We start from the raw sequence: 20,263 nt of genomic DNA, 5'->3' as shown, positions 1-20,263 counted from the left end.
CTTTCCTTCCATGAAAAAGCCCGCCGATTGGCGGGCCGGGGTTTCCACCAGTGCGCAGCGCGCTCAGGCAGCTCGGGGTGCGAAGGCGCGCGCCAGACGCCGCCTCCGCTCGATATCGGCCACACCCGGGGCTTCCTGCTCCGGCTGGGGCTCGGGTTCCACCGCCGCCACAACCGGCGGGGCGTTGGCATAAACGCTCATGTCGAAGATCGTCTGTGCGGCAGCGGCTGGCCGCTCGGCCACGCGGCTCACCAGCCCGGCCGCAACGGCCTCCTCGCCGGTGAACCATGTTTCCAGCGCCATCAGCGCCAGCCAGTCTTCCACGTCCCCGCCGGCGCGCGCCATGTAGCCGCCGGCGATCTCGGTATCGATCTTCTCCAGCAGTGCGGCGGTGCGCATGAAGTCATCGGAATTGCCGAAGCCTAGCGTCCAGGCTTTGTGGATCATCACCATCCCGCCAGGTGCAATCACACTGTCCGAAGCGGCCGCCACCAGAAAGGAAGCAGCGGACGCGGCATAGCCATCGATGTGCAGCGTGATCGAAGCGGCACATTCCCGCATCGCCTGTGCCATCGCCACGCCGCCGAACACATCGCCGCCGGGGCTGTTGACCCGGATCGAAAGCCGGTCATCGGCGGAGAGCGAACGAAGGTTGCGCCCGAAGCTCTGCGCCGAGCAGCCGCCGCCATACCATTCGACATCGGAATCGTTGGTGACGATGGCGTCGTAAACCTCGATCGTCACATCATTGCCCTTGCGCTCCATCGCCAGCGGAGCGCCGCGCCCCTTGTTGGCCTTCAGCAGATCAAGCAGCTTGTGCATCGGTCATTTCCTTTTCGCCGGTGGCCAGGGCATCCCCGCCCGGCACCTTCCGCAGTTTGAGCACCCGGCGCACCTCGTCCGGTGTCATGAAGCCCGCCTCCCCCGCCCGGCCCATCGCCGTGCGCAAGGCTTCAAACAGGCTCTTCAGGTCCGCGCGCTCGAGCTCGCTGGTATCGAACGCCAGAAACTTGTTGCCGCCACGATAGAGCTTGCGGTTGAGCTCGTTTTCGATGGCGCTCAGATAGTTGCGCAGCGTGTACCGCACGAAGCCCACGCCCATCGCCTCCACGCCGCTACCCCAGCTGGTGGTGTTCTGGGTGTGGCCGATCATGAACGGCGGTACGAGATAAGCCCGGGCGATCTCCTCCACCGCAAACTGTCGCAGCCCCAGCAGCTGCACATCCTCGAGCGGCAGCGAAATGGTCTTCACCTCCAGCCCGCCCGAAAGCAGCATCGGCCGCCGCGAATTGGCCAGCCCGCCGTGATAGGCGTCGATCGAGGCTCGCGATTGGGTGATCTGCTCCTCGGTCATGTCGCCTGTGATGACGTAATCGGGGCGCGCGCCGTTCGTGAAGAACTTGCCATTGTAGTTTTGCAGCGCCTGCGCCACCCCGCCAGCCATCCGGAGGAACGACCGCAGCGGAGACATGCCGCGCAGGCCATCGAAGCCGATGCCCGGGAAGTGCAGCACATCGTCCTGGTCATAGATACGGGAGCCGAGCATGTCGGCGCCGTCCGCCCAATCGAAGGTGAACCGATACACCAGCCGCCGGCCATCGTTGCTGGGGCGCACCTCGGCGGCGATCGGGTGGATGGGTCGCAGCCCGGTGATGCGCGGGCCGCGCCGCTCGATGATGGCAAAGGCATCGCCCTGCAGCAGGATCGACATGCCGAGATATTCCCAGCCCTTTGCGGCACTCCACCGCGGGTTGAACTGCTCGTTCAGCAGCCACCACAGATCCTCGTTGAACAGTTCCTCCTGCTCGCCCTGCGGCGTGCGCTGGTAGATGCTCACCGGCAGCGACGATATCGCCCCCGAAATGAGCGCGGTGCACGCATGAACCGCCGTCACGCTCGACGCGCTGGTCAGCGACAACGCCGGCACATCGTCCCCGCTGGTGCCGGTGAACATCGAATAATATTCGCCGCTCGCCGCCGTGATGCCGCCGAGCGGGCGGCTGTTCTGAAAGCCACTCCCGCCGCCGGTTGCGATCGGCCCGGTGCCCAGCAGCCAGTCCAGCGCCGATCGCAGTGCGTTCGGCTTTTCAGGAGGCGAAGCGGTTTCGGCCATCCTCATCTCCTCAAAGCAGGATCACGCCGGCGCGCTTGGGCTTCGGCAGCTTCATCGCCGCAGCACCCACGCCCATCGTGATCGTGATCAGGCCATCGATGCGGCCGCGGGAGCGGGCCTTGTCGAAGGCCCAGTTGCCGGTGGCATCGCTGATCGGCACCGCGTTGGCCGAACACGCCGTGTTGATCGGGTTGTTGTCGATCAGCAGCGTGCCGTTGCGCAGCCGCTCATCGAGCGCCTCGCAGCTTACCGGCATGCTCAGCTCGCGCCCCTGAAAGGAAATCCGCAGGCCCTGGCCGTGCCCCACCAGCATCAGCCCCCGCGTCGCCGCCCCGCCGATCGGCTTCTTGTCCTCGCCCAGATAGCGCCACACCGCAAAGCCGATGCGCTCGCTCGCCTCGATGAACTGGCTGATCTTGTACACATCGAACGCCAGAAACTGGACGTTCTGCTCCTGGCAGAGCTGCTGCACCTTGACCGCGACGAACTCCTTGTTGATCGACGCGCCCGGCAGAGCCGTGAGATGTCCGGCCGCCGCCCACACATCATATGGCATCTGGTCTTTCTTCGCCCGCGCCTCGATGTTGGCGCTCACCGTCCAGTACCAGGTCTTGCTCACCAGCCGCTCGGGCGTGGTGCCCTCTTCGGGCAGCAGCCACGTCGCCGTGAGCGCTGTCAGATCGTGCATCTCCGAAAGGTCGAGGCTCAGCCAGCATGGGCAGTTGACCAGTGCGGCCTCATCCACCGGCGCCAGCGCCCGCTCCCAAAAACTTTCGTCGCTCAGCCAGGTGTCCGCCCCGCCGGTCGGGATCCCGAAGAACAACCGCTTCACCCGGTTTGCCTCGGCCGGGTTGGTTCGCGCCTTGGCCACCTCGCGCCGCACATTCTCGATCGGGAAGGTGAGGCCAAGCGCCGGCATCGGCTTAGGCCACACCTGCTCATTGTCGAACACCGTCTCCCGGTCCCGCACATCCACCCGCGCCACAAAGGCCAGCAGGTTCTCGTTCGTGTCCCGCCCGCTCGCCACCCGCTGGGCCCGCTCGGAGTAGAAAGTGCCGATGCCCTGGCTTTGCGCCGGCGTGTTGGAGCAGCAGAGCAGCATGCCGCCGCGCGGGTTCTTCGCCAGCGCCGCCTGGTGCATGTCGATAAGCCCGGTGCTCGAAAGCTCGTGCACCTCGTCCACTTCCACCAGATCGGGCCGCGGGCCGGAGATCTGGGTGCTCTTGCCGCTTTCGGTGCGGAACACGCCGCCGGATGCCGCATGCTCCACGGTGTGGGCATTGTTGCCCAGCCCCCGCACGATGAACTTGCCTTCGCTTTCGAGGCTTACGCCATCGTCTTCGCCGGGGATGGTGGCGCGGATCATCGCCGCCGCATCCCCCATCGTGATCATCGCCTGGTCTTCCTTCGGCCCGGTGATGATAGCCTGCGCCCGGGCCCGGCCGAAGCCGCCGATCACCAGCAGCGCGGTCGAGGCGAGCCACGGCGATTTGCCCTGACCTTTGCCGGTCTCCACATAGGCCTCATCGAAGCGCCAGCGGGTGTTGCCCTCCTTGTCGGTGGTGAACCAGCCGAACATCTGGCCGGTGACGAACGCCATCCACCACAGCAGTTCGAAGGGCTCGCCGGCGCGCGGGCCATCGGTGATGGTGAAGTTCGCCGGATATGCCTGGATGACGCGCTCGGCCTCCTCCGGCCGCCAGATCAGCTTGCGCTCGCTCGCTTCGAACTTGTCTTTCAGGTGGCGCTTGGCGGCGTGGATCACCAGCTCGCCCGCAACCAGCTTGCCATCGATGATCGCGCCGGCCAGCTCCGAAACAGTGTCCCTCACAGCTTCACGCCGCCGCCTTCGTCCTTGCGCTTGCCCGCCACCTTGCCGCCGGTGGCGCGCTTGCGCGGGGAGAGGGTGAGCTCGGCCTCGAGCTGGGCACAGATCTCGGCCTGCTTGTTCTGGATGCTCAGCGCCGGATGCTGGCTCACGGCCCCGTTCTTGTGGGTGATCGTCAGCCCCTCGCGCATCACCAGCCGCGCGGCCTGCTCATACATCACCCGGGCGATCACCAGCCGGCTCACGGCATGGCCGTTGACCGAGGCAAGCTTCGCCTGCGCCCGCAGCTCGCCCACGATCTCCAGCCAGTGCTTGTGTGCCGATGCCTTGTCGATCGTGTCGGGCAGCATCCCGTCCCAATCCGGCTCGGCAAGCCAATTGTCGGGGCGGGCAGCTGCATCGCTCACTTGCGGTTCCACGGGTGCGCCGGGTCCATCGGGCGGCCATTGGTGGCGGCGCCGGCGGGCTTCTCCGCCCGGCCGCGCTGCGCGCCGCGTGCATCATGGCAGGGTTTGCACAGCGACCGATGGTTCTTCGGGTCGCCCCACAGCTTCCAGTCGGTTGAATCGTCCGGACGCTTGAACGGCAGAATATGGTCGAGCACCGTGGCCGGCACCTTCTGCTTGCGCTCCTCCCAGCAGAAGCGGCACCAGGGCTCGCGCGCGAGCTGCTTGTCGCGCAGCACGCGGTGGGTGCTGCCATAGCCGCGCTTGCTCGATGACTCGCGCGGCTCGATCGGCCGGGTTTCGCGCGGCGGTGGGGTCGTGCGCGCCGCCGGCATCATCATGCCCGCCATCGCGTCCTGTGCCTCGGCATACCAGCGGTGGACGTATTTCACCGCGACATTCTCGGCCGCCGCTCCGGCGATCGCCGCCTGCTTGCCCGGATCGAGCACGATGATTTCTGCCCCGAGCGTGCGTGACCAGAAATCCCGCTGCCACTGCTTCGGCGCCCCGGCGATAAGCCAGGCGCCGGTGATGTCTTCCGGCTTCGCGAGCGCCGCCAGCCGGGCGTTGCGCGCTTCGAGCGCACGAATGATCCAGTCCCCGCCGCCGGTCGCTGCCTGGCCGGAGCTGAGCTCGGCGATGATCGCCGCCACGTCGATCGACACTTCGCCCGGCTGCATCCGGCCGGCGACGAACAGCGCCGCACCATTCCCCGGCGGGCCCACGATCACCCGCACCGGCACCGCCGGCATCGGCAGCCACAACGGATAGGCCGCGGCGGGATGATCGGAGGGGCCGCTCATGCGTCGATCTCCCCGGCAGCCGCGGCGGCATCGCGCTCGCATTCGATGCGGAAGCGCTCGGCCTCGATCTCGTCGCGCTCGCGCTCCAGCTCGGCGGCATCTTGCGGCCGCGAGGCTTCCAGCGTCCGCACGCCGGCCTCGCCATAAAGTTCGACCAGCGTAGCGCGCATCAGCGGGTGCATCCCCGGTTCCGGGGCAGTGCGATCAGAGGCCATCGGCATCGAGCGCCAGGGCAAGCTTGCGCGCCGCACGGGCGGCGGCATCGCGGGTTTCGTGCCAGCGGTCCGCATCGCTACGGAGCAGGCAGATCTTGTTGATCAGATCGGCAACCTCATTTGCGCGCTGGGCATAGGTGCGGCGCGGTGCTACTGCGGCTGTCGCCATGCTGCACCTCGCTTGCCACTAGAAATGGGACGGCCCCGCACCTGCGAGCGTTTCAAGCGCTGGCGGGCCGGGGCCGGGAGGGTGGAGCAGCGCCGTTTAAAGGCGCAACTTCACTCACTGCATAAACTAAACTTTACATTGTACAGTCGTGTCAACCGATATCTGGTAGTGCAGCATCAGCGTCTCCAGGCAGGCGCAGACGATTGGTATAGATGTGCGCAGCGTCCAGAGCCCGGTTCGCCCATGATCGGCGTTGAGTTCGTTGGCAAACTGGTCGTGCAGCACCATCGCCTCGAACCCCGGCAGTAGGTTCGCCTGGATGACAGCACGCGCCGCGCGCCAATGCTCGCGCGCTGCCATCTGCTGGTGGTTTGAGGGCAGGGTGCCGGCATAGCTCGGCGAATCGGACACGCTGCCGCCGCCCGGGCCGTAACGGCTGATCATCGAGCGCTCGATGCCGGCACGCTCATAGCTGCTGCGGTAGAGATCTCCGGCTCGGTACATCGCCGGCTCGATCGCACCGCGCGAGAGCCACCGCTCGAGGTTGCGGGTATGCATCGATCGCTTAACCCAGCGCGGGCGATTGTCTTCCGGGTCGATGATCTGGGTGGTGGTGTAGCTACCGCGCGACAGCTGCTCGGCCGGCGGCGTGCCTAGATCCTCCACCAGCTTGAGCCGCGCATCGCGCTTGCGCAGCCGGGCAGCATCGCGCTGCATGTCGGTTTGCGGTGAAGGCACGTCGGCGCAGGTGTCGAATCGGGCGCGCCGTCGCCGCCTAGTCCCCATTCAATCTCCCGCCGCACTCAAGAAAACCGAACCGTCTTATCGCTGCAAACCGCTGGAATCGCAACCCGCATGTGTTCCCGATGTATCGCCTCCCCCTGCGCCTTCGGTGTCGTCGTTCATGGGCGGGAATCCTCGAGCAAAGGCGTGGTGGTTACATGCCCTGACGGCGCATCCGGATTGACATTGCTGCCAAATCGGCCGGTCGATCCGCTCACGTTGATCTGCACCTTCGCCATCCCGCCCGCCGTCCGGCCTACATCGTTGCCGGTTACCTCGCAATCGTCGCAATTCTGCAGGCTGATGCCCCAGCCGCGCGGCGAGCGGACACGGTTGTTCCTGATGCGGATGCGCTGGCCGCGCACCTTGGGATGCGCGCCGTTGAAATACGTGATCGATTGCATGTTGCCCTCGATTTCGTTGTCCTCGATCAGCACATCTTCGACATGGGTGCCGAACATCTGGATGGCGTCCGCATGGTCCCCGTCGCGCCAGGTGCCGCCCTGCGCCACGCACGTGGCGCGGCTGAGGCCATCGAGAACCGTGCCGTTCTTCAGCGCGCAGGTCGTCGGCAGGGGCGCGAAGTCCCGGAAGCGGTTGTGGGCAACACGCACGCGCCGGACGCTGCCCAGGTTAATTCCGTCCGACCTGATATTGTAGAAGAGGCAACCCTCGATCTCCACATCCTCGCAGGAGCCGATGATCAGCCCTTTGACCGCATCGATGACAAGAGCTCCGACCACATGGGTATTCCGGCAGTCCCGAAGCCAAAGCGCATAGCCGCCGCCGCCCACGCCCTCATGCTCGGCCGGACTGAAGAATGTGCCACCGATGTGGCGGATGCCCTCGCACCCCCAGTAATGCGGGCGCTCGAAGGCCGCGCCGCGGCCGATTATGGTGACAGGCTCTTTCCATATCCGATCGCGCACCGTGTAGCCGGGGATGACCTCACCCGGCCGCACCGTCAGCTCCTCCCCGCCCTTGCAGGCGAGCAGTGCCGGCAGAAACTCGGCAGCAGTGAGCCCGGGCGCGACTGGAGCGGGCGCAGGCACAGGTTCGGGCGCTGGCGTTGGCGCAGGCAGCGCCGCCGGCTGATCGATCGTCAGCGATGCAATCTCGGAGATGCTCGCTGCGATCTCCCGGCCATCGGCAAGGCGGAGTGTGAACTTCATTGGTTCCGCGCCTCCCGGAGCTTCTCCCGCGCCTGCCTAGCCAGCAGATCCATCGCCTTGGGGTTTAGCACACCGAGCTTGCTGCCCCGCCCCAGATAGTGGACCGGGCCGCCTGTGCCCTTGGACTTGCGCTTGACCGTGCGCTGGATGGTTCGAACGAAACTGCTCATCGATGATCCTTCCCGCTCAAGCCGTGATGTGCTTTACGCCCCACATCAGCGCTTCCTCGATCTTCGTCTTGGCGATCGACAGCTCGCGGCTGCCAGAAGGCTAGGCCGGTATCCTTCAGCGCCTGCATCTGCTGCTTCTCTGCATCGCTCAGCACCCGGTAGCCGTGGCGCATCGCATTGTTCACCGTCCGCTCGTCGGACGTGCTCGAAACTTCAGCCATCAACCATCTCCCTCTTCAAAACCTCAACCTCGGTCACGCCGGCGGCGGCGAGCTGGCGGGCGTAGTTGCCGCGTACAAAATCCACATTGAACGGGCCGGGCAGCCGGGCGGTCACCCCGTCCTCAATCTCCACGAAGCGCGCGTCGCCGAACCACGCCTGGAAGGAGCGCTCCCCGATCATCCGCAGCAGCTCCTGGCGCGCCCGCGCCGCCGTTCGGCTCTCCCTCCCAGCACCGGGCCCACCAGCAACGGGCCCACCAGCAACGGGCGGCGCGGCCGGCGCCACCAGCGGCACGCCCGACCCGCCGTTGAACTCGCCTTCGAGCAGCCGGGTGAGCACGCGGTAGTTTCGCCAGCGGCCAACCCCAAACACATAATCGAACGACGCCATGAAATCGCCCTGTTGGCGGTTCTTCCGCTTCGTCAGCCAATCGCTCTCGCCCACCTTGCGGATCGATTGCAGCAGCCTCCACAGCGGCTCGCGTTGCAGCGCCTGGTGGATGGCCGCCTCTCGCGGCACATCGCGCGCCACCGGCCCCGGCAGCCCCGCCACAACCGCCATCCGGTCCCACGCATCGAACACCTGCGCCACCGCATCGGGCTGTGCCCGGTTATGGGGCTGTGCTGAGGGTTGGACAGCGGGCTCCGCCACCACCGCCGGCACCACCGGCACCGGCCCCGGATGATCTTCCGGCAACGCCTGCCTGCAATGCTCACACACACGCGCCTTTGGTGTGTGGTCTATTGGTAGATTCCTTATATCTATAAGGGGGGTGGCACTGTTTGCGAGGGGTGTCGCAATCTTTGCCAGGGGGGTGGCACTTTTTGCCAGGGGTCGAGTATTTTGCGAGGGGGTGGCAACGACTGTTTTTGCCACCCCTGCAAACTCTGCCGGTGCCGCATTGGGGTGCACCAACGTGTCGAAAGCGCCGCCGGCACAGGTCGCCTCGCGGGTGATCAGGCCGGCTTGGGCGAGCGTGGCATAGGCCAGCCCCACCGCGCGAGGCGAAAGCCCGCTGATCGTGCAGATCTGCCGCGTCGTCAGCCGCGATCGCCCGCCGTGCGCATCGCGCGCATCATCGGCGAGGATGAGCAGCACCGACTTTTCGGAAGGCCGCAGCCGCCTATGCCCGGCGCTGGTCACATGCTTGGCCAGGTTGTGCAGCCGGTTGCTCATCCCTCCCGCACCGCCCGTGTCTTGCAGCCGGTGGCGCGGTGCTTTCGTGCGGCGGTGGTGTGGGCCATGGATTCGGACGCGATGCCGCTGGCAACCGTGAGCCAGCGCACCGTGCCCAGCCCTGTCCGCACTTCCTGCTCCACCTTCCACCGCCCTACCGGTGCCGCCCCCTCTTCGCTCACGCGGGCACCCGCCGCGCCGGATGCAGCGTCACTTCCGCCGTGCGCTTGCCGGTGCTCACAATCTCCACGATCCGCGCGCGGTTGCCGCGCTGTACCTTGATCAGCCCGCGCGCCTCCAGCCGCTTGATCGGGCCGGTCACGTCCTTCAAGCTGTTCACACCGAGTTCCTCGGCCAGCCGGGCATTGCTCGGGCACGGCGCACCGGCGTCAGCCGCGCAAGTGAGCATGTCCAGCAGCCGATGCTGCGTGGTGCCGAGAATGCGGGCCTTCATGCTATCGCCTCGCCGGCGCCGGCGGTTTCGGCGGAGGGATTGCAACACCCCCCCGCCTCCACCATCGTGCGAGCTCCAACACACACACGAAAGGCTGAAACCATGACCGGACAGAACCCCGATATAGATGCCGAGATCGCCACGCTCGTCGCCGCAAACCGGACAGGCCCGGAGTACATGCCGATCGAAGATGCAGTGATCGCACGCGCCTTTGCTGATGCAACGCTCAAGGTGCACGAACGGAGGCTGGGCAATGGCTTTGCCCAGGACGTGCAGCGCGAAATAGCCGCGCAAGCTGCCCGGTGGGCGGAAAGCGATTCCACAATGGAAAGAGACGATGCGGCCGTCATCACTTCGGCGCTCGATTCCGGCCAGATAGGCTAGCCCTCAAGTCTGCGCGGGCGGCGTTCAACAGTGCGGGCGCCGCCCTCAACACGGCCTCCTCGGCAATCTTGCGAACGGCATCCGCCTGCGCCGGTGTCAGCGCTTGCTCGGGTGTCTCTGGTTTCCTGCTCATCCCCGTCCCTTCGCTTGCCGCGCTGCGGCCTTGAACTTGAGCGCGCTCTCGATGATCGCGTCTGTGGCTTCCTCGGTCATGTTGACCTCGTGCGGGTTCACCTTGCCGTCGCTGGCAACACGGGCGAGCGTCGCCACTTCGCCCATCAGGTCCGCCGCCATCTTGCCCAGCGGGTCGACCTCGAGATCTTCCTCGTCCGCAGCACTCATCCCGATCAGCGACAGTATGAGGCTCGTCTCCGCCGGGCCCATCACCGCGCACAGGCTGAGCAGCTCCGCCGCCGATGGGGCGCGCTGATCGTCGGGATTGTCGGAGACGAGCTTGCGCATCCGGTTGATGGGCACCCCGGCCAGCCCAGCCAGATCCTTGATGGTGTGGAGCCCGCGCACCTTGCAGTGCATGCGCACCACCTCGACCAGCCGCCGCTGCACAGCAGAGGGTGAAACGGCCAGGCCGATTGACCCTGCCGCCTCGGCCCCGTGCCCGCCATCATCCGGCGATGCAAACCGCCCGGCACCCCGCGCTCCCATGCTATGCTGCCTCAGTGGTGGGCGTTGCAACCATCGCTTGGCCGAGCTGCTCGGCGGTGAGCGCGCCAGCCTCCACAAACAGCCGCGCTGTCTCCCGGTCAGGGAATTGCTGGCCGGTTTCGATCCGGCTGAGGGAGGATTGCGTAATGCCAAGCCGCGCCGCGGCGTCCTCCTGTTTCAGCGACAGCCGCTTGCGCCAGCTTCGGACGAGATCGGAGAGTTGAATGCTCATGCACAGCAACATACGTCAGACGCATATTATTCCGCAAGTGGTCATTCCGCCCGCGTCATGGCGCAAGTGCGCCGAGGAAGCGATAAAGAATGATATGTCTGCTGCCTCTCTTCGTGCCGCGCGCAAGCGCGCCGGTCTCACTCAGGAAGAGCTGGCCGAGCTTGTCGATGTCCAACAGGGCACGATCGCCCGATACGAGAGCAGCAACATCAGCCCGCCGCTCGCCCGACTCCGCAAGCTGGCGGAGGTGCTCGGTGTGCCGCTGGATGAGCTGACGGACACTGGCCCGCCACCAGATACGGAGGCCGCCAAGCTAGCGCAAATGGCATCGCCCTTCACCGCGTATAAGCCGCCCCCGGTTGGCGCCGAGCTGCCGCGCGATCTGCCGGTACTGGGCGCCGTGCTGGGTGCAGATCTCGAGCTGGCGCAGGATGGCAACGGGGTTCATCAGATCGAGCGGCTCGAGCTGGGGCTGTGCGACGCCATCGACTATGTGAAGCGGCCACACGGACTGCGCGCGAACCCGGGCGCCTATGCTCTCTACGTTCAGGGTGCATCGATGAGCCCGCGACTTGACCAGGGCGACCTGATCTATGTCGACACCCGCCGTCCACCTTCTGCTGGTGATGATGTGGTAGTGCAGCTTTGCGGCGAGGAGGGCGATGAGCAGCGCGTCGTGACTGCGATGGTCAAGCGCCTCTGCCGGCGCACTTCGCAATTCGTGGAGCTTGAGCAGTACAATCCACCCTTGCGCTTTCGGGTACCGGTGGCGATGGTGCATGCAGTACACAGGGTGGTGAGGCTGGCGGAATTATTGGGGGTTTGATGGCCGGAATATTGTTTTTGGGATGGATACTGCTGGCGGCGCTGGGGTTGACAATCATGTTGGCGAAAGGCCGCACCTCCTGCGGGCTTATCATCCTGATCCTGCTTATCCCCATCGTCGGCCTAGTTGTTGCTGTGGTCATATCCCCGGACCCCGAGCGCGAAAAGGCCAAGGCGCTTCGCAAGGGGGATGCTGTCGAATGCCCTGCTTGTTTCTCGCTCATCGACCCTCGCGCTTCGGTTTGTCCGAACTGCCGCGCCGAGATCACGACGGGCCTCGACATGCGCGGCAATAAAATACGTCAGGCGAATATTCCTTCTTGACGTCGCATATTCGCGTAGCGCATAAACATTCCCACGCCTTGCCGCGTCGCCCAATTCGGGGCGATGCAGGACGGGGCAGGGGGATGGTCCGATGGCCAGCACGCCAGTCCAGCAGCTCACCGGCGAACAGCAGCGGCTTAACGAACGCGGCACCACCAAGGATCAGGTGATTGCCGATCTGCTGCGGATCCTCGGCCATTGCGAGGGTGACACGATTTCAGCCCGGCTTGACGATGCGGCCCAGGCGCTGGAGGTCGGCCGCAGCACCGTAGGCAATACGCTTAATGGCCACAATCCGATCGGCCCCAAGCTCCTTGAAGGCATGTACGGCACCACCGGCTGCACGCTGCCCGTGGCGTGGATTGGCGAGCCCGCCGACTGGGGCCCGATCACGCCCCCCGGAGCAGACGACGCCGACACCCCTGACGAACCCGCTGCGGAACCGAACCCCGATCTCGCCGTAAACGATGCGCTGCCGACAGCGGCAGCCACCGAACAACATTCCCGCCATTCCGACGCCAGCCCCCCGGCGTCGGGACCGGAGGCAGCACGCGACCCGCTGCCTCCCACTGTCGCTGCCGCCCTGCATCGCCCGGAACCGGCTGATGTGCAGGGCGAGGCGACGGCCGGGGAGGCTGCGGCAGGAAGGGTGCCGCCGCCTCCCCATATCCATCCCGCATCCATCCCTGCGCAGATCTTGCGCGCCACCGATCGCGCCCGCCGCATCGCTGCCGCCGTCGACGTGATCGAGCGCGAGACCGCCGATGCCAGCGCGCTGCTCGCCCGGCTCCACAATCTCCGCGCCGGCCTGTTGGAGCTGGTCGCATGATCGCCGCCTATCTCTACCGCCCCTGCAACGAGTGCGGCCGCTCGATCGATCTGGAAGACTGGCTGAGCCAGCTCGGCTGTTGCACCGGCTGCGCGCTGGCGCGGGACGTCGCCGCGCCAGCACCCGCGAACAATGTGCTGGCGATGCGCGGGGCAGGGATGCCCACCGCACCCCGCCGCCACCATCCCGAGCTCTCTGCACAGCAGCGCCTCGCTGCCGGCATCCCCAGCCCGCCATCCCCGCCCGGTACCCCGCTGCCGCTCGGCGAGGGTGCGCGCTCCGCACGCCGCCAGCGCTGGCTGCTGCGCGCGGCGCTGCTGCTGGGCTTCGCTGGCGTCATCGCAGCCTGGTTCCTGCTTTCCAACGGATTGGGGTTTTACTGATGAGCACCAAAAATGTGAGCGCTGCCCAGCTGCGCCAGTTCATCGAGCGCGTGGAAACGCTCGAGGAAGAGAAGAAGGCCGTCTCCGACCAGATCAAGGATGTGTACGCCGAGGCGAAGGGCACCGGCTTCGACACGAAGACGATGAAGACCATCATCCGGCTGCGGCGGCTCGATGCCAACGCCCGTGCCGAGGCAGAGGCGCTGCTGGAAACGTACAAGGCAGCCCTCGGGCTGGATGACTGATGGTCGCCCACACCCTTGCACAGGCGCCGCTCTGGTTCGCTCCGCTCGCCGCCGGCGTGTTGGCGGTGGGCTTGAGCGTTGGCGGCATCGTCTCCACCCGCTGGGGCGCCCGGCTCAGTTGGGCCGGCTTCGGCGCCACGCTGCTCATGGTGGCGCTGATTGTCCGCTCCGGCAGCGGTCTGGCCTGATGAGCAGTCCGTTCCCAAGCCCGCTGGCGCTGTCGCCCACTCCGGCCCGCGAGGCGCTGGTGCGCAATGTGGAAGCCGCGGTGAGCCGCGCCCGCGCGCGAAAGCTGGTGCCGAAATCGGTGTACCTCACCGCCGCCGATGCCGCTGCCGCCGAGATCCTGCCGCTCCCGAAGCGCGACCCGGCTCGCCCCCCGCATGTGATGGGCCTGCCCATCCGCCCCATCACCGGCAAGGGCCGCAGCCGGCTCTACTGCAAACACGGCATCGCTCTCAGCCTGCCGTCGATCGAGGAGAACACCTATGCTGGAAGGCGTTAAGTTCGGCATGGCGACGCTGCGAAAGGGTGGCTGGTCGCTGGATTATGGTGTGGGCATCGTGCCCCCGGAGTGCAACGGACCCGAGCCCGCCCTGGCGATCGCGGTGAACACTCGGGATCCGCAGTTGACGCAGATCCTCATCATGCCGCTCTCGAAGGTGGATGCCTTCGTGCACCTGGTGCGGCAGCAGGCAAAGACCCTGCGCGAAGACGTGCCGGCGGGGCTGCAATGAGCTTCGCCATCCTCGAAATCGTCCAGCATCTGGAAGAGCATCAGAGCGAATGGTCGAACCACCAGACGTGGCAAGACCAGATCGAGGATGCGTCCGTGCTCGTCCGGCAAGCCAACGCCGTTGCCGACGATGCGCCGCTGCATGCCGTTCGCGCCAAGCTGATCGAAGCCTCGGCCCGGCTGATCGACGCCGCCCAGGAGCTCGGCCACTGCATCGAAATGGGCGAGGTCTGATGAAAGCCCTCACCATCTTCCAGCCCTGGGCGAGCCTCATCATCATCGGCGCCAAGCCCTTCGAGTTCCGGGGATGGCGCCCGCCGTCCTCGCTGGTGGGGCAGCGCCTGGTGGTGCACGCCGCTGCGCGCGAGGTGGACACGCGCGAGGTGCACCAGCTCGTGCGGCTACTCGAGGCCGGCGGGCGCTTCGCCGCGCACACTTGCCTTAAGCCGGATCTGGCGCTGCCGCTTTTGCGCGACTGGATGAACGGCACCGAGTTGCCGCTTGCCGCCGGTCTGGGCACCGCCATCGTCGGCGTCGCCCGGCTTGGCACGGAGATCTCCGCCGAGTTCGGCTTGAACCGGGCCAACGATAGCGACCGGGACATGCACTCGAATTGGGGCTGGCCTATGCAGGACATCGAGCGCTGGGAGCACCCCTTCTCGATGAAGGGAGCGCAGGGCCTGTGGACCTGGCCGGATGCCGAAAGGATGGCCGGATGAGTGATCACCACGTCATCACCCCCGCCGACTTCGCCGCCACCGATCTTCGCCAGTGCGTCACCGAGGGCGAGCACAGCGTGCTCGATCTGGTGGAGAGCCGCACCGCTTCTGGGACGCCATTGGCCGCGCATGAGCTGCTGCACACCGCTGGGTTTCTGGCGTCCGGCGCATCGGCTCAGGCTGCCATTGGCGGCGAATGGCGGCTCACCGCCCGTCAAGCCGCCGCGATGATCATCCACGCGCTCAACGCGGCGGAGGCGGAAAAGTGAGCCGCTGGCTTCCCACCATCCGCCGCGGCGGCATTACGTTCTGCACGGACGCGGGCGAGGCGGAGGGCAGGTACATCGAGATCGAGTGGCGTGGCCGCATCCTGCAACTGGCCATCGCCAGCCCGCCGCCCGTCTCAGTCCCCGCCAATCAGCCATGCCCGCAGTGCGAGGGCGAAGGCGGTTACTACGATGGCCTCGGCTATCTCACCTGCAGCCAGTGCGACGGCGTGGGAACTACACGATGAGCGCCCGGCTCCAAGCCTTCTGCACCGAGCACTGGCTCAAACTCGAGACCCTCAACCCCGCCCAGCGCGGCCGGGCCGAGCAGCTCGCCGCCGCCAACATGAGCACCATACCCGAGCGCCTGCGCGGCGGCCTGGTTCGCTACATCGTCAAGGGCATCCCCACCGGCCATTTCCTGCAAGCGGTGATCTCCAACGATCTCCGCGAAGCCTGCGCCCGCGCCGACGAGCAACAAGCCGCAGCCATAACTACCCGTAAGCCAGCGGCGGGCAAGACGCTGGCAAGATCGAGGAACGAGCATGACAGACAAACCCACAGCCACCCCTGATGACCTCAAGCCGGTCATCGTGCGCACCTATTCGGCCGGCGTGCATTTCGGCTATCTGGCCCGGCGCGACGGCAAGGATGTCGATCTCGTCCGCAGCCGCCGCATCTGGCGCTGGTATGGCGCCAATTCCTGCAGCGGCTTGGCGACTTCTGGCCTGGACGTGTCCCGCAGCACCGTTGCCGGACCCGTCTCGATCACCCTGACCGAAGCGGTCGAAATCATCGACTGCACCCCCGAAGCCGTCACCAGCATCGAGAGCGCGACATGGCCGAATATGTAACCACGGGCACGGCCATGTCTGGCGATGGCTATGGCTCTGGCTATGGCTCTCGCGATGGCTCTGGCTATGGCTCTGGCTCTCGCGATGGCTCTGGCGATGGCTATGGCTATGGCGAGGGCTCTGGCTATGGCTCTGGCGATGGCTCTGGCTATGGCTCTCGCGATGGCTCTGGCGATGGCTCTGGCTCTGGCTATGGCTCTGGCGATGGCTCTCGCGATGGCTCTGGCTATGGCGATGGCTATGGCTCTGGCTCTCGCGATGGCTCTGGCGATGGCTCTGGCTATGGCTCTGGCGATGGCTCTCGCGATGGCTATGGCTCTGGCTCTGGCGATGGCTCTGGCTATGGCTCTGGCGATGGCTCTCGCGATGGCTATGGCTCTGGCTCTGGCGATGGCTCTGGCTATGGCTATGGCGATGGCTCTGGCTATGGCTATGGCTGATTGAGCGTTCCCCAAGCGGCGCGAAAATTCGGCTTCGCCTTTTCCCGCGCCGCCTTCGGTGCCCCCTATAAATTTTTCCAAATTCAGGGCGAAGCATGACCGCCACCCCCTTCCATGACATCACCACCCGCGCCCGCGCCGCCGCCGTCAAAGGCGTGCGGCTGCATCTTGATCTTGCCCACGCCCGCGCCCTGGCGCAGCATCCCGAAGTCCAAGCCCTGTTCGGCCGTCTGATCGCCGAGGAGACCACTCGCCAATGCCTCGCAAACACCACCCCGGACAGCCCACACTTGCCCTTGTTCCCCCCCGAAACCACGTTACCACCCCAGTCACAGACAGCGCCCGCGCTGCCGCCGCCCGCCGCCACCGGATCGATCCCTATTTCCTCGAATGGCGCCCAGACCGGCAGCAATATGTCGTGGCCTGGTACGACCCGCGAGCAGGTACAAGACGCCGCGTCAGCACAGGCGTTGGAGCAGGCGAGGGCGTTGACCCTCCGATCGAGGCAAAGCAGGCGCTCGCGGCACATTACGCCGCCTTCGCCCGACCCGAAGCCGCACAGGCCCCGGCCGAAGCTGGTCTCTCTGCCATCCTGACAAGCTACCTTTCGGAGCATTGCGCCGGCCTGCGCTATCCGGAAAAAGACGCGATCGCCGTCCAGCATTTCGAACTGTTCATGGCCGAGCAGCGCCGCGCCGGCGCGCTGCCGGCGCTGGTCACCGTCGCCGATATCACGCCCAAGGTTGTTGACAGGTTCATCCACTGGCTGCGCCAGCAGGGCAACGTCGGAGAGACGATCAATCGCAAACTCGCCACCATCCGCGGCGGTATCAACTGGGCATGGAAGGGCGGGCTCATTACCAGCGCGCCCTACATCAAGGGCGTGCCGGAATCACAGTGCAGCGGCCCCCGCCAGCTCGAATGGTCCCCGGAGCAGGTGGCCGCCATCCTCGAGGCGGCATGGTCGATGCCCGAGCGCCACCACGTCCATCTGTTCGCCATCACCAGCCTGAGCACCCACGCCCGCACGAATGCCATTCTCGAATGCGATCTCGATACCCAACGCCACGGCAAGCGCATCCAGTGGCTCGTTCCCGGGGATCGCCAGACCCGCAAGCGCCGCAGCACCGTCCCCATCGCGCCCAGCCTCAATGCCTGGCTGGAAGGCCGAAAGGGCAAGCTGATCAAATACCGCGTGCCGATCGCCGAAAAGCGCTGGAAGGTCGAAACCGTCGCCGAGTTCTTCGAGCGCCCCACGTTCGATATCGGTAACGCGCTCAGCTCCACCATCATCTCCGCCGCCAAGGCCCACCCGTCGCTCCGCCTGGTCGAGCCTCTCCTCGATGCCGATGGCAACCAGCTGCACCGCGTCTTTACCAAGCGCCAGAACGGACGCATCCCGGATCCCGAACCCCAGTGGCGCGCCATCGGCACGCCCAACACCTTCCGGCACACCTGCCATACCTACATGCAGACCATGGGCGTCCCGCAAGCCCAGATCGACAAGGCCAGCGGCCACAGCACCGAGCAGGGCAGCGGCGCCAACTACACTCACCTCCGCCCCGAATACCTCCGTGAGTTTATCGAAGCCGTTGAAACCTACTGGAGCAACATTGACGCCCTGACAAATTCTCACCGTCGGTCCCAGTTCGGTCCCAAAATCATCCATTTGCCCCCACGCCCCGCCGCAGCCGGCCAATGAACCCCAACGATTTCAACGCAAAATGCGTGGTGGAGCAGAGGGGGATCGAACCCCTGACCTCAGCAGTGCGATTGCTGCGCTCTCCCATCTGAGCTACTGCCCCACGCGCACCGGACGCGCTGCATTAGCGGGGTTGGGGATGGGGTGCAACGGGGCTTTTGGTTGGCCTCGAGCAGCAGCGCCGCGGCAAAGCCGTGGCTGACGCCGGATGTGATCGAGTGGCGAAGACTGATCGCCTCGCCGGTCGGCGCTTTCATATCGACAAGCGCGCCGATGCGCATCAACTTCCGCTTGGCTCTGACCCCCGCTGGATCAAAGCAAGGCGTCAGGTCATCAAGTGCCAAAGTTCAGTTACAGTTTTGCCAACGGAATTTGGACACCATTGCTGTCCTCGAGTGCAGGACATTCCACAAATATGCTGGCGGGCTCAACGCGATTTCGGCCGCCATGCTTGGCGGCGTAAAGGCACTGGTCGGCGACTTCAAGCACACCGCCCAGTGTTTCAGCGCTGTTGCTCAGCACGGCGCAGCCGAAACTGGCGGTGATATGAACAACGTCGTCGGCCAGATGCAGCGGCATGGCGGCGATGGCAATTCTCAATCGCTCGGCGGTCGCTATTGCGGCCTCGAGATCGATTGCAGGCAACAGGACGACGAACTCCTCGCCGCCAATTCGCGCGAAGATATCGTTCGTGCGAAGCAACGTACGGCAAAGGTTCGTCACCGACTGCAAGGCGAGATCGCCGCCAGCGTGGCCGTACTGGTCGTTGATATCCTTGAAATGGTCGATGTCGATAAGGACGAATGCCAGCGGTTGGCCCTGGAGGCTGAGGCGCAGGCGCTGTCGCTCGGCAAGATCGAAGAAATGCGCGCGATTGCAGGCGCCTGTGAGATGATCGGTGGTCAAGAGTTCCTTCAGCTTGGTGCTGTCCGACTCGCCGCGGGTGACGTCGCGAAGAACAACCGTGTATCCCGAAATCACGCGCGTACTGGCAACCACGTCTTCGCTGCGCGCAGCGACCAGCCGCTGGCACCAATAGCGCTGGCCGTCATCGCGTTGGCGCCAACCCTCGTCGAGATGCCAACCATCACGCTGTGCGATCGCCATTTGCTCCAGCGCAGTGTACGACGCCGATCCACGCTCGGGCGGATCAAAATCGTCCAGCGACTGGCCGATCATTGCGTTTTGGCTGAACCCGGTCAGCACCGCGGCAGCGGCGTTGACCCCATCGATATTGCCATGGCGGTCGAGCGATATCACTGCAAAGTCATTCACATTATCGAGCAGTGTCGCGAACCAGGTTTCGGCCTGCCTGAGACGCCGCTCCTGAACAACTTGCTGCGACACATCGGAGAGTGCCGCAACCATTCGGCAATCATTGAGCTTGACCAGCGTGCAGGCCAGCACGAGCGGATCGACAACGCCGTTCTTGCCGGCAGCGTGGACAAAGATCCGATGGTTCTCGCACATATTGCCCTGTGAGGGCGTGAAACGATCTACAATGGTGCGCAGTTCGTTCGAGTAGCGGAAGAGCACATCGAACAGATTGGTCACGATGCCGCCTGCTGCAATCGGCAGCAACAGCTTCATCGCCATCGGGTTTACCATCAGAATGTCGCCATTCGACGACGTTCTCACCAGCCCGACCGGACAGGCGTACAGAAATTCCAGTGCATCCCCGAGTTCAGATTCGCATTGGTCAAGCACGGCCGGCCGACACAGTCCGCTCCACCAGGATATAGTGCCGCGTGATGGGAAGCGACTGCAGCAGCCGCAACTTCACCGGCGTCGGACGCATGCGCAGCGTCAGCACGAAGTCGATCGTAGCATCGAGTTCGGGCTCGTCCTCGAAGCGTTGCGCGACCATGAAATTGTTCATGCACTGGGCGATGTGGTCGAAAAAATGAACGCCCAACACTCTCGACTTCGGCAATCCTGCCAACGCAGACTCGGTGGCGTTGTAGGTTTGGGCTGTCCCATCCGGGCCAAGGCCGATGACACCATAGGGCAAGGCATCGATGTAATTACCCACCCCCTTGCCAAGGGGTCGCGTCTATGATTCACACTATCCATGAATCGCGAGGAACTTGAGCAGCTTACGAAGCCTGAG

The 20,263-nt window shown here is 65.4% G+C and carries 36 protein-coding genes and 1 tRNA gene; 17 read left to right on the top strand and 20 right to left on the bottom strand.

Annotated elements, in window-relative coordinates; translation table 11 throughout:
• Nucleotides 1-63: 63 nt before the first annotated feature.
• The 14 genes from FHS79_RS12530 to FHS79_RS12465 all read right to left on the bottom strand — a co-directional run bounded on the left by FHS79_RS12530 (nt 64) and on the right by FHS79_RS12465 (nt 9,551).
• A complete protein-coding gene (locus tag FHS79_RS12530) occupies nt 64-822 on the bottom strand; it encodes a head maturation protease, ClpP-related (RefSeq protein ID WP_184200520.1) in 759 nt (252 codons plus the stop codon).
• Nucleotides 806-2,113: a phage portal protein gene (locus FHS79_RS12525; RefSeq protein ID WP_184200516.1), complete on the bottom strand. Its 1,308-nt coding sequence runs from the start codon at nt 2,111-2,113 to the stop codon at nt 806-808. The genes FHS79_RS12530 and FHS79_RS12525 overlap by 17 nt, the downstream gene beginning before the upstream one ends.
• Before the next feature lie 10 nt (nt 2,114-2,123).
• The gene (locus FHS79_RS12520) at nt 2,124-3,944 is read right to left on the bottom strand and encodes a terminase TerL endonuclease subunit (RefSeq protein WP_184200513.1); all 1,821 of its coding nucleotides are present in this window, start codon (nt 3,942-3,944) and stop codon (nt 2,124-2,126) included.
• A complete protein-coding gene (locus FHS79_RS12515; protein ID WP_184200510.1) occupies nt 3,941-4,348 on the bottom strand; it encodes a phage terminase small subunit P27 family in 408 nt (135 codons plus the stop codon). The genes FHS79_RS12520 and FHS79_RS12515 overlap by 4 nt, the downstream gene beginning before the upstream one ends.
• The gene (locus tag FHS79_RS12510; RefSeq protein ID WP_184200507.1) at nt 4,345-5,190 is read right to left on the bottom strand and encodes an HNH endonuclease; all 846 of its coding nucleotides are present in this window, start codon (nt 5,188-5,190) and stop codon (nt 4,345-4,347) included. The genes FHS79_RS12515 and FHS79_RS12510 overlap by 4 nt, the downstream gene beginning before the upstream one ends.
• A complete protein-coding gene (locus FHS79_RS12505) occupies nt 5,187-5,411 on the bottom strand; it encodes a hypothetical protein (protein WP_184200505.1) in 225 nt (74 codons plus the stop codon). The genes FHS79_RS12510 and FHS79_RS12505 overlap by 4 nt, the downstream gene beginning before the upstream one ends.
• Complete coding sequence (locus FHS79_RS12500) at nt 5,395-5,574, bottom strand: hypothetical protein (RefSeq protein ID WP_184200503.1); 180 nt, start codon at nt 5,572-5,574, stop codon at nt 5,395-5,397. Before FHS79_RS12500 ends, FHS79_RS12505 begins: the two co-directional genes overlap by 17 nt.
• 126 nt (nt 5,575-5,700) lie before the next feature.
• Nucleotides 5,701-6,291, bottom strand: a complete 591-nt coding sequence (locus FHS79_RS12495; protein WP_184200500.1) for a hypothetical protein — start codon at nt 6,289-6,291, stop codon at nt 5,701-5,703.
• Between the two features lie 185 nt (nt 6,292-6,476).
• The gene (locus FHS79_RS12490) at nt 6,477-7,529 is read right to left on the bottom strand and encodes a right-handed parallel beta-helix repeat-containing protein (protein WP_184200497.1); all 1,053 of its coding nucleotides are present in this window, start codon (nt 7,527-7,529) and stop codon (nt 6,477-6,479) included.
• Complete coding sequence (locus FHS79_RS12485; RefSeq protein ID WP_184200495.1) at nt 7,526-7,699, bottom strand: hypothetical protein; 174 nt, start codon at nt 7,697-7,699, stop codon at nt 7,526-7,528. Before FHS79_RS12485 ends, FHS79_RS12490 begins: the two co-directional genes overlap by 4 nt.
• Nucleotides 7,696-7,920, bottom strand: a complete 225-nt coding sequence (locus FHS79_RS12480; RefSeq protein WP_207792340.1) for a hypothetical protein — start codon at nt 7,918-7,920, stop codon at nt 7,696-7,698. Before FHS79_RS12480 ends, FHS79_RS12485 begins: the two co-directional genes overlap by 4 nt.
• On the bottom strand, nt 7,913-9,097 hold the full coding sequence (locus FHS79_RS19180) for a hypothetical protein (protein WP_184200492.1): 1,185 nt from the start codon (nt 9,095-9,097) through the stop codon (nt 7,913-7,915). The genes FHS79_RS12480 and FHS79_RS19180 overlap by 8 nt, the downstream gene beginning before the upstream one ends.
• Complete coding sequence (locus tag FHS79_RS12470; RefSeq protein WP_184200489.1) at nt 9,094-9,279, bottom strand: hypothetical protein; 186 nt, start codon at nt 9,277-9,279, stop codon at nt 9,094-9,096. The genes FHS79_RS19180 and FHS79_RS12470 overlap by 4 nt, the downstream gene beginning before the upstream one ends.
• Nucleotides 9,276-9,551, bottom strand: a complete 276-nt coding sequence (locus tag FHS79_RS12465; protein WP_184200486.1) for a hypothetical protein — start codon at nt 9,549-9,551, stop codon at nt 9,276-9,278. Before FHS79_RS12465 ends, FHS79_RS12470 begins: the two co-directional genes overlap by 4 nt.
• A gap of 102 nt (nt 9,552-9,653) precedes the next feature.
• On the opposite strand from FHS79_RS12465, the gene FHS79_RS12460 reads away from it, so the two are divergent.
• Nucleotides 9,654-9,935, top strand: a complete 282-nt coding sequence (locus FHS79_RS12460; protein WP_184200483.1) for a hypothetical protein — start codon at nt 9,654-9,656, stop codon at nt 9,933-9,935.
• Between the two features lie 129 nt (nt 9,936-10,064).
• On the opposite strand, the gene FHS79_RS12455 is transcribed toward FHS79_RS12460, so the two are convergent.
• Together FHS79_RS12455 and FHS79_RS12450 are read right to left on the bottom strand one after the other, a co-directional pair.
• Nucleotides 10,065-10,598 (bottom strand): hypothetical protein, encoded by a 534-nt coding sequence (locus tag FHS79_RS12455; RefSeq protein WP_184200480.1) that lies wholly within the window; start codon nt 10,596-10,598, stop codon nt 10,065-10,067.
• Nucleotide 10,599: 1 nt separating this feature from the next.
• Entirely contained in the window at nt 10,600-10,830 is a 231-nt protein-coding gene (locus tag FHS79_RS12450) for a helix-turn-helix transcriptional regulator (RefSeq protein ID WP_184200478.1), read from the bottom strand.
• Between FHS79_RS12450 and FHS79_RS12445 the strand changes: the two genes are divergently transcribed.
• The 15 genes from FHS79_RS12445 (at nt 10,823) to FHS79_RS12375 (ending at nt 16,451) form a co-directional block, all read left to right on the top strand.
• Nucleotides 10,823-11,656, top strand: a complete 834-nt coding sequence (locus tag FHS79_RS12445; protein ID WP_184200476.1) for an XRE family transcriptional regulator — start codon at nt 10,823-10,825, stop codon at nt 11,654-11,656. The two genes, FHS79_RS12450 and FHS79_RS12445, sit on opposite strands and share 8 nt — an antisense overlap.
• Nucleotides 11,656-11,979: a zinc ribbon domain-containing protein gene (locus tag FHS79_RS12440; RefSeq protein ID WP_184200473.1), complete on the top strand. Its 324-nt coding sequence runs from the start codon at nt 11,656-11,658 to the stop codon at nt 11,977-11,979. The genes FHS79_RS12445 and FHS79_RS12440 overlap by 1 nt, the downstream gene beginning before the upstream one ends.
• Nucleotides 11,980-12,070: 91 nt before the next feature.
• Nucleotides 12,071-12,808, top strand: a complete 738-nt coding sequence (locus FHS79_RS12435; RefSeq protein WP_184200470.1) for a hypothetical protein — start codon at nt 12,071-12,073, stop codon at nt 12,806-12,808.
• Nucleotides 12,805-13,191 (top strand): hypothetical protein, encoded by a 387-nt coding sequence (locus FHS79_RS12430; RefSeq protein ID WP_184200467.1) that lies wholly within the window; start codon nt 12,805-12,807, stop codon nt 13,189-13,191. The genes FHS79_RS12435 and FHS79_RS12430 overlap by 4 nt, the downstream gene beginning before the upstream one ends.
• Nucleotides 13,191-13,436, top strand: a complete 246-nt coding sequence (locus FHS79_RS12425; RefSeq protein ID WP_184200464.1) for a DUF2312 domain-containing protein — start codon at nt 13,191-13,193, stop codon at nt 13,434-13,436. The genes FHS79_RS12430 and FHS79_RS12425 overlap by 1 nt, the downstream gene beginning before the upstream one ends.
• A complete protein-coding gene (locus tag FHS79_RS12420) occupies nt 13,436-13,624 on the top strand; it encodes a hypothetical protein (RefSeq protein WP_184200461.1) in 189 nt (62 codons plus the stop codon). The genes FHS79_RS12425 and FHS79_RS12420 overlap by 1 nt, the downstream gene beginning before the upstream one ends.
• Nucleotides 13,624-13,941: a hypothetical protein gene (locus FHS79_RS12415; RefSeq protein ID WP_184200458.1), complete on the top strand. Its 318-nt coding sequence runs from the start codon at nt 13,624-13,626 to the stop codon at nt 13,939-13,941. The genes FHS79_RS12420 and FHS79_RS12415 overlap by 1 nt, the downstream gene beginning before the upstream one ends.
• The gene (locus FHS79_RS12410) at nt 13,925-14,173 is read left to right on the top strand and encodes a hypothetical protein (RefSeq protein WP_184200454.1); all 249 of its coding nucleotides are present in this window, start codon (nt 13,925-13,927) and stop codon (nt 14,171-14,173) included. Before FHS79_RS12415 ends, FHS79_RS12410 begins: the two co-directional genes overlap by 17 nt.
• Entirely contained in the window at nt 14,170-14,406 is a 237-nt protein-coding gene (locus FHS79_RS12405; protein WP_184200451.1) for a hypothetical protein, read from the top strand. Before FHS79_RS12410 ends, FHS79_RS12405 begins: the two co-directional genes overlap by 4 nt.
• A complete protein-coding gene (locus FHS79_RS12400; RefSeq protein ID WP_184200448.1) occupies nt 14,406-14,891 on the top strand; it encodes an ASCH domain-containing protein in 486 nt (161 codons plus the stop codon). The genes FHS79_RS12405 and FHS79_RS12400 overlap by 1 nt, the downstream gene beginning before the upstream one ends.
• Complete coding sequence (locus tag FHS79_RS12395) at nt 14,888-15,160, top strand: hypothetical protein (protein ID WP_184200446.1); 273 nt, start codon at nt 14,888-14,890, stop codon at nt 15,158-15,160. The genes FHS79_RS12400 and FHS79_RS12395 overlap by 4 nt, the downstream gene beginning before the upstream one ends.
• The gene (locus FHS79_RS12390) at nt 15,157-15,405 is read left to right on the top strand and encodes a hypothetical protein (protein ID WP_184200444.1); all 249 of its coding nucleotides are present in this window, start codon (nt 15,157-15,159) and stop codon (nt 15,403-15,405) included. The genes FHS79_RS12395 and FHS79_RS12390 overlap by 4 nt, the downstream gene beginning before the upstream one ends.
• Complete coding sequence (locus FHS79_RS12385) at nt 15,402-15,731, top strand: hypothetical protein (RefSeq protein ID WP_184200441.1); 330 nt, start codon at nt 15,402-15,404, stop codon at nt 15,729-15,731. The genes FHS79_RS12390 and FHS79_RS12385 overlap by 4 nt, the downstream gene beginning before the upstream one ends.
• Nucleotides 15,703-16,011 (top strand): DUF6948 domain-containing protein, encoded by a 309-nt coding sequence (locus FHS79_RS12380; protein WP_184200438.1) that lies wholly within the window; start codon nt 15,703-15,705, stop codon nt 16,009-16,011. Before FHS79_RS12385 ends, FHS79_RS12380 begins: the two co-directional genes overlap by 29 nt.
• On the top strand, nt 15,996-16,451 hold the full coding sequence (locus tag FHS79_RS12375) for a hypothetical protein (RefSeq protein WP_184200435.1): 456 nt from the start codon (nt 15,996-15,998) through the stop codon (nt 16,449-16,451). The genes FHS79_RS12380 and FHS79_RS12375 overlap by 16 nt, the downstream gene beginning before the upstream one ends.
• A gap of 83 nt (nt 16,452-16,534) precedes the next feature.
• Here FHS79_RS12375 and FHS79_RS12370 read toward each other — a convergent pair whose 3' ends face one another.
• A complete protein-coding gene (locus FHS79_RS12370; RefSeq protein ID WP_184200432.1) occupies nt 16,535-16,708 on the bottom strand; it encodes a hypothetical protein in 174 nt (57 codons plus the stop codon).
• Nucleotides 16,709-16,869: 161 nt separating this feature from the next.
• On the opposite strand from FHS79_RS12370, the gene FHS79_RS12365 reads away from it, so the two are divergent.
• Nucleotides 16,870-18,153, top strand: coding sequence for a phage integrase SAM-like domain-containing protein (locus tag FHS79_RS12365; protein WP_184200430.1), 1,284 nt, complete (start codon nt 16,870-16,872; stop codon nt 18,151-18,153).
• 27 nt (nt 18,154-18,180) lie between these two features.
• Here the strand turns inward: FHS79_RS12365 and FHS79_RS12360 are convergent.
• The 3 genes from FHS79_RS12360 to FHS79_RS12350 form a co-directional block, all read right to left on the bottom strand.
• A tRNA-Ala gene (locus FHS79_RS12360) sits at nt 18,181-18,256 on the bottom strand.
• A gap of 248 nt (nt 18,257-18,504) precedes the next feature.
• Nucleotides 18,505-19,749: a sensor domain-containing diguanylate cyclase gene (locus tag FHS79_RS12355; protein WP_243452863.1), complete on the bottom strand. Its 1,245-nt coding sequence runs from the start codon at nt 19,747-19,749 to the stop codon at nt 18,505-18,507.
• A gap of 103 nt (nt 19,750-19,852) precedes the next feature.
• The gene (locus FHS79_RS12350; RefSeq protein WP_184200424.1) at nt 19,853-20,185 is read right to left on the bottom strand and encodes a phosphonate transporter; all 333 of its coding nucleotides are present in this window, start codon (nt 20,183-20,185) and stop codon (nt 19,853-19,855) included.
• Nucleotides 20,186-20,263 lie beyond the last annotated feature (78 nt).

The organism is Polymorphobacter multimanifer, from assembly GCF_014205635.1.
Classification (GTDB): domain Bacteria; phylum Pseudomonadota; class Alphaproteobacteria; order Sphingomonadales; family Sphingomonadaceae; genus Sandarakinorhabdus; species Sandarakinorhabdus multimanifer.
The sequence above is the reverse complement of the archived record's forward strand: the minus strand, read 5'-3'. Positions and strand labels throughout refer to the sequence as shown.

Bases quoted from the DNA above. Each gene is read 5' to 3' on its own strand.
- FHS79_RS12425 (WP_184200464.1), top strand. From the start codon at position 13,191: ATGAGCACCAAAAATGTGAGCGCTGCCCAGCTGCGCCAGTTCATCGAG.
- FHS79_RS12450 (WP_184200478.1), bottom strand. From the start codon at position 10,830: ATGAGCATTCAACTCTCCGATCTCGTCCGAAGCTGGCGCAAGCGGCTG.
- FHS79_RS12510 (WP_184200507.1), bottom strand. From the start codon at position 5,190: ATGAGCGGCCCCTCCGATCATCCCGCCGCGGCCTATCCGTTGTGGCTG.
- FHS79_RS12445 (WP_184200476.1), top strand. From the start codon at position 10,823: ATGCTCATGCACAGCAACATACGTCAGACGCATATTATTCCGCAAGTG.
- FHS79_RS12375 (WP_184200435.1), top strand. From the start codon at position 15,996: ATGGCCGAATATGTAACCACGGGCACGGCCATGTCTGGCGATGGCTAT.
- FHS79_RS12410 (WP_184200454.1), top strand. From the start codon at position 13,925: ATGCTGGAAGGCGTTAAGTTCGGCATGGCGACGCTGCGAAAGGGTGGC.
- FHS79_RS12505 (WP_184200505.1), bottom strand. From the start codon at position 5,411: ATGCCGATGGCCTCTGATCGCACTGCCCCGGAACCGGGGATGCACCCG.
- FHS79_RS12500 (WP_184200503.1), bottom strand. From the start codon at position 5,574: ATGGCGACAGCCGCAGTAGCACCGCGCCGCACCTATGCCCAGCGCGCA.
- FHS79_RS12440 (WP_184200473.1), top strand. From the start codon at position 11,656: ATGGCCGGAATATTGTTTTTGGGATGGATACTGCTGGCGGCGCTGGGG.
- FHS79_RS12455 (WP_184200480.1), bottom strand. From the start codon at position 10,598: ATGGGAGCGCGGGGTGCCGGGCGGTTTGCATCGCCGGATGATGGCGGG.
- FHS79_RS19180 (WP_184200492.1), bottom strand. From the start codon at position 9,097: ATGAGCAACCGGCTGCACAACCTGGCCAAGCATGTGACCAGCGCCGGG.
- FHS79_RS12405 (WP_184200451.1), top strand. From the start codon at position 14,170: ATGAGCTTCGCCATCCTCGAAATCGTCCAGCATCTGGAAGAGCATCAG.
- FHS79_RS12465 (WP_184200486.1), bottom strand. From the start codon at position 9,551: ATGAAGGCCCGCATTCTCGGCACCACGCAGCATCGGCTGCTGGACATG.
- FHS79_RS12460 (WP_184200483.1), top strand. From the start codon at position 9,654: ATGACCGGACAGAACCCCGATATAGATGCCGAGATCGCCACGCTCGTC.
- FHS79_RS12400 (WP_184200448.1), top strand. From the start codon at position 14,406: ATGAAAGCCCTCACCATCTTCCAGCCCTGGGCGAGCCTCATCATCATC.
- FHS79_RS12495 (WP_184200500.1), bottom strand. From the start codon at position 6,291: ATGCAGCGCGATGCTGCCCGGCTGCGCAAGCGCGATGCGCGGCTCAAG.
- FHS79_RS12355 (WP_243452863.1), bottom strand. From the start codon at position 19,749: ATGGCGATGAAGCTGTTGCTGCCGATTGCAGCAGGCGGCATCGTGACC.
- FHS79_RS12380 (WP_184200438.1), top strand. From the start codon at position 15,703: ATGACAGACAAACCCACAGCCACCCCTGATGACCTCAAGCCGGTCATC.
- FHS79_RS12385 (WP_184200441.1), top strand. From the start codon at position 15,402: ATGAGCGCCCGGCTCCAAGCCTTCTGCACCGAGCACTGGCTCAAACTC.
- FHS79_RS12480 (WP_207792340.1), bottom strand. From the start codon at position 7,920: ATGGCTGAAGTTTCGAGCACGTCCGACGAGCGGACGGTGAACAATGCG.
- FHS79_RS12415 (WP_184200458.1), top strand. From the start codon at position 13,624: ATGAGCAGTCCGTTCCCAAGCCCGCTGGCGCTGTCGCCCACTCCGGCC.
- FHS79_RS12490 (WP_184200497.1), bottom strand. From the start codon at position 7,529: ATGAAGTTCACACTCCGCCTTGCCGATGGCCGGGAGATCGCAGCGAGC.
- FHS79_RS12420 (WP_184200461.1), top strand. From the start codon at position 13,436: ATGGTCGCCCACACCCTTGCACAGGCGCCGCTCTGGTTCGCTCCGCTC.
- FHS79_RS12485 (WP_184200495.1), bottom strand. From the start codon at position 7,699: ATGAGCAGTTTCGTTCGAACCATCCAGCGCACGGTCAAGCGCAAGTCC.
- FHS79_RS12395 (WP_184200446.1), top strand. From the start codon at position 14,888: ATGAGTGATCACCACGTCATCACCCCCGCCGACTTCGCCGCCACCGAT.
- FHS79_RS12435 (WP_184200470.1), top strand. From the start codon at position 12,071: ATGGCCAGCACGCCAGTCCAGCAGCTCACCGGCGAACAGCAGCGGCTT.
- FHS79_RS12525 (WP_184200516.1), bottom strand. From the start codon at position 2,113: ATGGCCGAAACCGCTTCGCCTCCTGAAAAGCCGAACGCACTGCGATCG.
- FHS79_RS12530 (WP_184200520.1), bottom strand. From the start codon at position 822: ATGCACAAGCTGCTTGATCTGCTGAAGGCCAACAAGGGGCGCGGCGCT.
- FHS79_RS12430 (WP_184200467.1), top strand. From the start codon at position 12,805: ATGATCGCCGCCTATCTCTACCGCCCCTGCAACGAGTGCGGCCGCTCG.